The sequence below is a fragment of the Saccharothrix coeruleofusca genome, assembly GCF_014648515.1.
In the GTDB taxonomy this organism is placed as follows: Bacteria; Actinomycetota; Actinomycetes; order Mycobacteriales; family Pseudonocardiaceae; genus Actinosynnema; species Actinosynnema coeruleofuscum.
This window is the reverse complement of sequence record NZ_BMRG01000010.1, coordinates 125,546-134,275: the sequence shown is the minus strand read 5'-3', so window position 1 is coordinate 134,275 and position 8,730 is coordinate 125,546. Positions and strand designations below refer to the sequence as shown.

The window sequence follows — 8,730 nt, the reverse complement described above, 5'->3', positions numbered from 1 at the left end:
GGCCAGCTCGACGTCCTCCAGCGCCGCCCGCGCGCCGGTGTGGGTGACGCTCAGGTAGCGCAGCAGCTCCTCCACGGCGCGGTCGACCACGTCGGGCTCGGCGCGCAGCGCGGCGAGCTGGTCCGGGTGGGTCAGCAGGGCGTAGGTGCCCAGCGCGATCATGTTGGCGGTGGTGTCCAGGCCTGCGGCGAGCAGGAACGTGCCCAGGCCCGTGACCTCCTCGTCGCTCAGGTCGGTCGCGGTCAGCTCGCTGAGCACGTCGTCGGTCGGGTTCGCGCGCTTGACCGGGACCAGTTCACGCACGTAGCCCTGCAGCGCGCCGTAGGCCGCGTACATGTCCTCTTGGGAGGCGTCCGCGGCGGTCATCGCCCTCACGTGGCGGGTGAAGGTCGCGCGGTCCTCGTAGGGCACGCCGAGCAGCTCGCAGATCATCATCGCCGGGATGGGCTGGGCGTAGGACAGAACCAGGTCCGCGGGCGGCCCCTGCTCCTCCATCGCGTCCAGGTGCTCGGCGGTGATCCGCTCGAGGCGTTCGGCGAGCAGGCGCATCCGGCGGACGGTGAACCTGCCGGTGAGCAGCTTGCGGTAGCGGGTGTGCTCGGGCGCGTCGATGCCGGTGAGGTCGCCGACCGGCGCCGGTGGTAGTGCCTCCGCGCCGCCGGGCACCGGTAACGGGTGGTGCAGCAGCTCGTACCGGGAGCTGAACCGCGGGTCGGCCAGCACCGCGCGGACCACGGCGTGGCCGGTGGCCAGCCAGCCGACGTGCCCGTCCGGGTAGGTCATCCTGACCAGCGGGTTCTCCCCGCGGAGCCGGGCCAGCTCCTCGGGCGGGTCCAGGGGACGCCCCTGGGGACGGGTGGTGGGCAGCGACTCCACGGCGGGGACCTGGCGCATCGCCCCTCCTCTCCTCGGGTCGGTGGCTCAGCGGGTGGACTCGCGGTTGAACAGCTTCTTCGACCAGAGGTAGCCGACGAGCGCGATCAGCAGGCCCCAGCCGAGCGCGAGGGCGGCGTTGGCGCCGACCGGGGTGCCCATCAGCAGGCCGCGCAGGGTCTCGGTGAACGGGGTGAACGGCTGGTACTCGGCGAACCAGCGCAGCGCGGTGGGCATCGAGTCGGTCGGGACGAACCCGCTGCCCAGGAACGGCAGCAGGACCAGTGGCATGCCCACGTTGCTCGCCGCCTCGACGCTCCCGCTCGCCAGGCCCAGCGCGACGGACAGCCACACCAGGGCGAAGGACATCAGCACCAGCACCCCGGCGAGGGCGAACCAGTCGCCGAGGTCCGCCGACGGCCGGAAACCGATGAGCAGCGCGACACCGATGACCGCCGTGACGGCCAGCACCGCCTGGATGACGCTGCCGACGACGTGTCCGGTGAGGACGGAGACGCGGGCTATGGCCATGGTGCGGAACCGGTCGACGACGCCCTCGGTCATGTCCATGGCGACCGAGACGGAGGTGCCCTGGACCGCGGAGGCGATTGCCATCAGGATGATCGCGGGGGTGACGTAGTCGACGTACTCGGCGCGCCCGCCGGAGGGATCACCGAGGCCCGCGCCGAGCGTGCCGCCGAAGACGTAGACGAACAGCAGCAGGAAGACGATCGGCATCCCGATCAGCAGCACCGTCATGGACGGGTAGCGCAGCATCCGCTTGAGGTTGCGGCGCAGCATCGTCGCCGAGTCGGTCAGCGCCAGGGTGGCGGTGCTCATCGCGCGGTCACCTTCTCGTGGTCGGGGTTGCCGGTCAGGGCGAGGAAGACGTCGTCGAGGTCGGGGGTGTGCGTGTCCAGCGCGTCGACCTCGACCGCGTTCTCGTCGAGCAGGTCGAGCAGGGCCTTGAGCGACCGGGGGCTGCCGTCGTGCGGCACCCGCAGGGCGAGCGCGTCACCGTCGCGGGCGGCGTGGCGCACGACGCGCGCGGCGGCGTCGAGGTCGCGGGGATCGGCGAAGCGCAGCAGGACGTGGCCGCCGGGGATGCGCCGCTTGAGCTCGTCCGCGGTGCCCGTGGCGACGATCCCGCCGCGGTCGAGCACCGCGATCAGGTCGGCGAGCTCGTCGGCTTCCTCCAGGTACTGGGTGGTGAGGAAGATGGTGACGCCGCCCGCGACGAGTTCCCGCACGATCCGCCACATGGCCCGGCGGCTGCGCGGGTCCAGGCCGGTGGTGGGCTCGTCGAGGAAGATCACCTCGGGCGAGCCGACCAGGGTCATCGCCAGGTCGAGCCTGCGCCGCATCCCGCCGGAGTAGGTCACCGCCGGTTTCCCGGCCGCTTCGACCAGGTCGAACCGCTCCAGCAGCTCGGCGACCCGGCGCCTGCCCGCCGCCCGGCCCAGGTGGTGCAGGTCCGCCATCAGCCGCAGGTTCTCCCGACCGGTCAGCAGGTTGTCGACCGCGGAGAACTGCCCGGTGACGCCGATCGTCGCGCGGACGGCGTCGGGATCGGTGGCGAGGTCGTGGCCCGCGACGCGCGCGCTGCCGCCGTCCGCCCGGACCAGGGTGGAGAGGATCTTGACCGTGGTGGTCTTGCCCGCGCCGTTGGCGCCGAGCAGGGAGAACACGGTTCCCCTCGGCACGCGCAGGTCGATCCCGCCGAGCACGGGGTGGTCGCCGTAGGACTTGCGCAGCCCGGTGGCGGCGATCGCCGGTGGGGGTGGGGTGGTCATCGGGGATCTCCTCGGGTTCTCAGGAGCGGCGGACGGTGATGTCGCCGAAGGAGGTGCGCGCGCGGACTTCGACCGTCTGCTCGGACTCGTCCGGTGCGCGGTCGACGGCCTCCAGCGAGTTGCGCACCCGGCCGTGCCCGGTGTTGAGGTCCAGCCACGCCGCGACGCCTTCGGGGACGGCCACGTCCAGATCGCCGTACCCGCTGTTCAGCACGACCACGTCGCGGGCCACCTCGCCGACGCGGATGTCGCCGTTGGCGGTCCTGGCCTCCACCTCGGCGCCCGCCCGGTCCACGGTGATGTCGCCGTTGGCCGAGCGCACCCGCAGCACGCCGGTGATCTCGCCGATCTCGGTGCCGCCGTTGGAGTTCTTGACCACGGCGCCGCCGTCGACCACGCCGACGCGCACCTTCCCGCCGCCGGTGGCGATCTCGGCGTCGCCGCCGACCTCTTCCACGGTGAGGTGGCCCGCGGAGGTGTCCAGGCGCAGCGGGCCGGTCCGGTCGAGGTGGACGTTGCCCGCCGCGGTCTTCACCCGGCACTCCCCCAGCACCCCGGTGCCGTGGCAGTCGCCGAGCGAGAGCTCGACGTGCAGCCGCGAGCCCGCGGGCAGCTCGACCAGCAGGTCGACCGACCTGCTCCGCTTGGAGAAGTCGATCATGCGGGGCTTCGGCCCGCGCACGGTCAGCGTGCCGTCGGCGAAGTCCACGCGGGTGGCTTGGGCCGCCTTGACGTCGGACTCGTCCGACTCGTCGCTGGGCCGCACCTCGACGACGGTGTCCGCCCGGTCGCTCGCGACGATCCGCACGTCCCCGGCGTAGAGCTCGATCACCGCGGAGATCGGCTCCGGAGTGGCGAAAGTTGGCATGGATGTCCCCTCAGAACGAGTCGCAAGAACATCCCCGCAGGTGAGCGGGGCGAAGGAGGTGAAGTGCGGGAGGTGCGCCCGCTAGCGCACCCAGCCGGTGTAGCTGCGCGTGTTGCGCTTGCCGCGCGGAGCGGTGTCGTGCTCGGTCTCCGGGTTCCGCAGCGCGGCCGCGGCCGCCCGGACCAGCCACGCGTTGACCGAGCGGCCTTCGCGGGCCGCCGCCTCTTCGACCGCGGTCTTGAGCTGCTCCGGGAGGCGGACGTTGATCCGCACCGCGGGGCCGTCCTCGAAGCCCGCCACGACATCACCCGCCCGCGCCGCGTCGCGATCCGAGGTGTCCTCGGGCGACTGCTCCGGCTGCGGGACCGACACCACGAACTGCGGGTCGCGACCGCGCAGGCGCACCTGGACCGAGCCGGGGGCCAGTTCGCGGGTGATCTCGTCGGCGGCGGCCGACAGCGCTTCGAGCAGCGCGAGCCGGATCGCCGACTCCATGGCCACGGTCAGCCGCTCGATCAGCGCACCGGCGTCGTCCCCTCCGGTCTCGGCGACCGTCAACAGCTCACGACCGAGGGAGTCCACATACGGCGTCAGGTCCATGGCACCACTTTGGCACACCTTGACGCCATTGGCAATCACTCATGGCTCACTTTGGCTCAACTTGGCATAACGGTGGCACCACCACGACACGTCCAGGTGGTCCGGTCTCCACCGCCGATGGCCAGCGCGGCAAAAGGCCCCGGTCGCGCGAACGCGATCGGGGCCCGGCGTCGCCGGTCCGGGGCAGGACCGGCCCAGCGGCGGGTCAGCGCCCGCTGTCCCGGCGCGCGCCCGGCACGTCGCCCTCGGTGTCGATGCGCTCCTTGCGGACCTCGCCGGAGACGGTCTCGGTGTCGGTGACCTGCTCCTTGGCCAGTCGCACCCGCTCGACCGGCACGGCCTCGGTCTCGACCACCGGGCGCTCCTCGCGCAACGTCACCTCGTGCTCCTCCTCGGAGATGTCCGGCCCCGACAGCGCGGCGCCGCGGTTGGCGCCGGTGATCGGCTCGCGCTCGACGCGCACCTCCTCGCGCCTGACCGGCACGGAGACCTGCTCGGTCTCGGTGACCACGTACTTGCGCAACCGCACCCGCCCGGCCTCGTGCTGCTCGGTGCCCACGCGCAGGCGCTCCTCGGAGCGGGTCATCGCGTCGTCGGTGTCCGGGCCCGACACGTCGTGACCCGCAGAGGCGCGCTGCCCGGTGTCCGCACGGCCGGTGTCCGCACGCTCCTGCCGCCCGGCTCCGCCGGTGACCCCGTAGTGGCTGTAGAGGCGCTGCTCCTCGGCGGGGTCGAGGTGCTCGTCGGAGGCGTCCACGCTGGGCGCGTCCTTGACCTGGTCCTTGGTGCAGGTGGTGCGCAGTTCGCCGTCCGGGCCCTCGGTCAGGCCCTGGATCGGCAGGAACGACTGCCGCAGCCCGAACAGGCCGGTCCTGACCGACACCCAGGTGGGGCTGCCGTCCTCGTCGTCGAACCACAACTGCTCGACGCTGCCGATCTTCTCGCCGACGGGGTCGTGGACGTCGCGGCCGATCCAGTGGGTGATGCGCGCACGGGTCGCGTTGGTCATGCCCTTCTCCTTCGTCGCGGCCCCGCACGCACTCCGGTCCGCACCGGGGAACCGGGACGCGCGGGTTCGGTCGGGTGGCCGTCCCCGAGGACGGGGCGTGTCATCGACACGGGTGGTCGGGGTCGGCCGCCCCTTCGGCTACCCCGGTTGGGGGCAATGACGCACCCGATTGACCTACTGGCTGAACGGGGCGCTCAGGACGAGTCAGGACACGCGACCGAGCAGACCGATCCCTCCCCCGCCCCCGGCCGCGCTCCGCCCCGCGCAGGCGGCCCCCTCTCCGGCGGGTCAGGACCGGTCGCCGACACCGAGGGCGCGGTAGACGGCGCTGACGTAGGCCGCGGCCCGCGGCGAGCCCAGGATGTCGGCTCCCATGTTGTTCATGACGTAGCCGATGGTCACCCGCCGGTCGAGGTCCATGATCGCCATCGAGCCGCCCCAGCCGCCCCAGAAGGCGACGCGACCCTCGGGGATCCAGGCGGCGGTGCGCGGGTCGGCCAGCGCGTACCCGATGCCCCACCGCAGGTGCAGCCCGTTGACCAGGTCCGTACCGTTGGACTGCTCCTGGAGGATCAGCTCGGCGGTGCGCGGCTTGAGCAGCCGCCCGCGCTCCGCGTCGCCCGCGCGGGAGATGGGGGCGAGGACCTCGGTCACCGACCGGGCGTTGCCGTGCCCGTTGGCCGCGCCCAGGTCCGCCGCGCGCCAGGCCGGGGTGTTGGCCGCGCCCGCGTCGAACGGGGGGCCGGTGAACGTCTTGTGGGCGACGGTGCGGTGGTCCAGCGCCGAGGGGTCGAAGTCGGTGGCCGGTGCGATGACGTCGCTGACCCGGTCGAGATCGGCCTCCCGCACCCCGATGCGGAAGTCCGCGCCGAGCGGCGCGGCGATGTGCCGGTCGACGAACTCGCGCAGCGACAGGCCGGTCAGCCGGTGCACCAGCTCGCCGACGAGGTGGCCGTAGTTGAGCACGTGGTAGCCCGACGCGGTGCCGGGCCGCCACCACGGCTCCTGGGCGGCCATCCGGGCGGCGGCCGCGCGCACGTCGTAGAGGTCCTCCAGCCGGGCCGGGTGCGCCAGGCCGGACACGCCCGAGGTGTGCGACAGCAGGTGCCGCACCTCGACCTCCCGCTTGCCGCGCGCCGCGAACTCCGGCCAGTAGCGGGCGACCGGCGCGTGCGGGTCCAGTTCGCCCGAGTCGACCAGCAGCAGGGCGGCCAGGCTGGTCACGGTCTTGGTGATCGACCACACGTTGGTGATGGTGTCGCGCTGCCAGGGCTGGGTGCGCGCCGCGTCGCGGTGCCCGCCCCACAGGTCCACCACCTTCTCCCCGTCGACGTCGACGACCAGCGACAGGCCCACCTCGGCGCCTCGGCGCAGCTGGTCGGCCACGGCGTCGCGGACGGGTTCGAAGGAGGCGCTGGTGGTTCCGCTCGGTTCGGTCATGCCCGCAGCGTCCAACCTTGACACCCGTGTCAAGGTCAAGTGCTAGCGTCGTGGCGTGCGCATCGGGGAACTGGCCGCGCGAGCGGGTGTCTCCACCCGGCAGGTGCGGTTCTACGAGGCCAGCGGCCTGATCACCTCGACCCGCCTGCCCAACAACTACCGCGACTACGACGAGGTGGCGTTGGGGCGGGTCGAGCAGATCCGCGAACTGCTGGCCGCCGGTCTGTCCACACAGGTCATCCGCGCGCTCCTGCCGTGCCTGCGGTCGCCGCGCGCCCCCATCGTCTTCGAGGGCGTCACCCCCGAGACGGTGGCGGCGCTGGAACGCGAGCGCGACCGGCTGTCCGAGCGCATCGACGTGCTGACCCGCAACCGCGACGCCGTCGCCGCCTACCTCGCCGAACTCCGGCGGCACGCGGACCGGTCGGCCGCGACGCCCGCGCCCGCTCGGCGCACCGGGCGAGCCGTGCCGTAGTGGCGGACCGCGTTGCCCGCACGGAAGGACCGGGAGTTGTCCACCTCGGCGAGCCGATTACCGAGCACAGGCGGGGCGGGGCCGCCGGGCTGGTTGCACCGGCACCGGCGGTGGTGGTTCGCCCCCGTCGTGGTCGCGCTGCTCGCCTGGATGGCGACGGCGATGATCACAGCGGCCGTGCGGCAGACCCCGACCATCGACGAGCCGGTGTACGTGGGCACGGCCGTGGTCCACCTGGAGCAGCACAGCCTGCGGTACAACCCGGAGCACCCCCCGCTGGGGAAGCTGGTGATGGCGGCCGGGCTGGTCTTCGCCGACGCGCGCCTGGACCCCGCCTTCGCGGGCGACCAGACGCGACTGGGCAGGCACGTGCTGTACGAGGCGGGCAACGACCCCGGACGGCTGCTGCTGCTGGCGCGGCTGCCGGTCATCGCGCTCACCCTGCTGTTCGGGCTGGTCGTGTTCGCCTTCGCGCGCGATCTGGTCGGCCCGGCGGGCGGCGTGGTGGCGCTCGCCCTCTACGCGTTCTCCCCCGACGTCATCGCGCACGGGTCGCTGGCCACGCTCGACGTGCCCACGGCCGGTTTCCTGCTGACGTCGGTCTGGTTGCTGTGGCGGGCCCGACGCCGCCCCCTGGTCCACCTCCCCCTCGCGGGACTGGCCCTCGGCGCGGCCCTCGCCACGAAGATGAGCGCCCTGGCGGCGGTGCCGGTGGCGCTGCTGCTGGTCGTGCTGTCCGTGCGGCACGCCCACCGCACGTGCGACCCCGCCCCGGACAGGACCGCCCGGCTCCGCCACCACGGGGCGGCCATCGCCGCCGTGGCGCTGATCGCGATCGCCGTGGTGTGGGCCTCCTACCTCGCAGTGGACCCTCGGCTGCGCTGGGAGGCGCCGCCGGATCTGCCCATCGTCGAGGGTCCGCGCGCGCTGGTCGCCTGGCTGCCGTTCCCCGAGCCGTACCGGGCCGGGATGCGCCTGCAGTTCGGCTTCGAGGACCGGGTGTGGGGCGGCTTCCTGTTCGGCAGGCACTACCTCGGTTCGCTGTGGTACTACCTGCCCGCCGCGCTGCTGGTGAAGACGCCGCTGGGGGCGCTGGTGCTCTGGCTGGCGGGCACCGCCGCGGTGGTGGCGCTGCCCCGGCTGCGCCCGGCCGCGCCCTACGTCCTCGTTCCCACGGCCGTGCTGCTGGCCGCGGCCATGACCGGCGACCGCGACCTCGGCGTCCGGTACGCGATCTTCGTGCCGGTGTTCCTGGCGGTCGCGGCGGCGGGCGTGCTCGCCGTGCGCGGGCGGTGGGCGCACGGCGCGGTGGCGGCACTGGTCGCCTTCACCGCGATCAGCTCGTTGCGGGCCTTCCCCACTACCTGCCGTACTCCAACGAGGCGTTCGGCGGTCCGTCGAAGACGCACCTGCGCCTGCACGACTCGAACGTCGACTGGGGCCAGGACCTGGGGCTGCTGGCCGACCACCTGAGGCGGCACCACCGGGGCGAGCGGATCTGGCTCGTCTACAAGGGCAGCGGCCTGCCCTCCTACTACGGCATCGACGCCGCCGATCCGCTCGCCGCACCCCCCGATCAGGTGCGCGGGCTGCTCGTCGTGTCGGACTCCTCCATCGCCAAGGCCGATGACCGCTTGCGGGCGCTGATCCGCAGCAGCACGCGGATCGGCGA

The 8,730-nt window shown here is 73.2% G+C and carries 9 protein-coding genes; 2 read left to right on the top strand and 7 right to left on the bottom strand.

From position 1 onward, the window contains the following. The 7 genes from IEZ00_RS23320 to IEZ00_RS23290 form a co-directional block, all read right to left on the bottom strand. A partial coding sequence (locus IEZ00_RS23320; RefSeq protein WP_229796013.1) for a cytochrome P450 occupies window positions 1–894 on the bottom strand: 894 nt, incomplete at its 3' end. Between the two features lie 27 nt (window positions 895–921). Beyond that, window positions 922–1,713, bottom strand: a complete 792-nt coding sequence (locus tag IEZ00_RS23315) for an ABC transporter permease (protein WP_189225446.1) — start codon at window positions 1,711–1,713, stop codon at window positions 922–924. Then, on the bottom strand, window positions 1,710–2,666 hold the full coding sequence (locus IEZ00_RS23310) for an ATP-binding cassette domain-containing protein (protein WP_189225445.1): 957 nt from the start codon (window positions 2,664–2,666) through the stop codon (window positions 1,710–1,712). The genes IEZ00_RS23315 and IEZ00_RS23310 overlap by 4 nt, the downstream gene beginning before the upstream one ends. A gap of 19 nt (window positions 2,667–2,685) precedes the next feature. Beyond that, complete coding sequence (locus IEZ00_RS23305) at window positions 2,686–3,534, bottom strand: DUF4097 family beta strand repeat-containing protein (RefSeq protein ID WP_189225444.1); 849 nt, start codon at window positions 3,532–3,534, stop codon at window positions 2,686–2,688. Between the two features lie 81 nt (window positions 3,535–3,615). Then, the gene (locus IEZ00_RS23300) at window positions 3,616–4,134 is read right to left on the bottom strand and encodes a ribbon-helix-helix protein, CopG family (RefSeq protein ID WP_189225443.1); all 519 of its coding nucleotides are present in this window, start codon (window positions 4,132–4,134) and stop codon (window positions 3,616–3,618) included. A gap of 205 nt (window positions 4,135–4,339) precedes the next feature. Further along, a complete protein-coding gene (locus tag IEZ00_RS23295; protein WP_189225442.1) occupies window positions 4,340–5,143 on the bottom strand; it encodes a DUF2382 domain-containing protein in 804 nt (267 codons plus the stop codon). Between the two features lie 288 nt (window positions 5,144–5,431). Then, a complete protein-coding gene (locus IEZ00_RS23290) occupies window positions 5,432–6,583 on the bottom strand; it encodes a serine hydrolase domain-containing protein (RefSeq protein ID WP_189225441.1) in 1,152 nt (383 codons plus the stop codon). A 55-nt stretch (window positions 6,584–6,638) separates the two neighbouring features. Here IEZ00_RS23290 and IEZ00_RS23285 point away from each other — a divergent pair, with 55 nt between their 5' ends. Then, window positions 6,639–7,058 carry a MerR family transcriptional regulator gene (locus IEZ00_RS23285; protein ID WP_189225440.1) on the top strand — a complete coding sequence of 140 codons (420 nt, stop codon included), beginning with the start codon at window positions 6,639–6,641 and terminating at the stop codon, window positions 7,056–7,058. A gap of 36 nt (window positions 7,059–7,094) precedes the next feature. Next, the gene (locus IEZ00_RS23280; RefSeq protein WP_229796012.1) at window positions 7,095–8,531 is read left to right on the top strand and encodes a glycosyltransferase family 39 protein; all 1,437 of its coding nucleotides are present in this window, start codon (window positions 7,095–7,097) and stop codon (window positions 8,529–8,531) included. The last annotated feature ends 199 nt before the right edge of the window (window positions 8,532–8,730 follow it).

What these genes read in the sequence shown, in the direction of transcription:
- IEZ00_RS23315 (WP_189225446.1), bottom strand. Translation starts at nt 1,713, where the DNA reads ATGAGCACCGCCACCCTGGCGCTGACCGACTCGGCGACGATGCTGCGC.
- IEZ00_RS23310 (WP_189225445.1), bottom strand. Translation starts at nt 2,666, where the DNA reads ATGACCACCCCACCCCCACCGGCGATCGCCGCCACCGGGCTGCGCAAG.
- IEZ00_RS23305 (WP_189225444.1), bottom strand. Translation starts at nt 3,534, where the DNA reads ATGCCAACTTTCGCCACTCCGGAGCCGATCTCCGCGGTGATCGAGCTC.
- IEZ00_RS23300 (WP_189225443.1), bottom strand. Translation starts at nt 4,134, where the DNA reads ATGGACCTGACGCCGTATGTGGACTCCCTCGGTCGTGAGCTGTTGACG.
- IEZ00_RS23295 (WP_189225442.1), bottom strand. Translation starts at nt 5,143, where the DNA reads ATGACCAACGCGACCCGTGCGCGCATCACCCACTGGATCGGCCGCGAC.
- IEZ00_RS23290 (WP_189225441.1), bottom strand. Translation starts at nt 6,583, where the DNA reads ATGACCGAACCGAGCGGAACCACCAGCGCCTCCTTCGAACCCGTCCGC.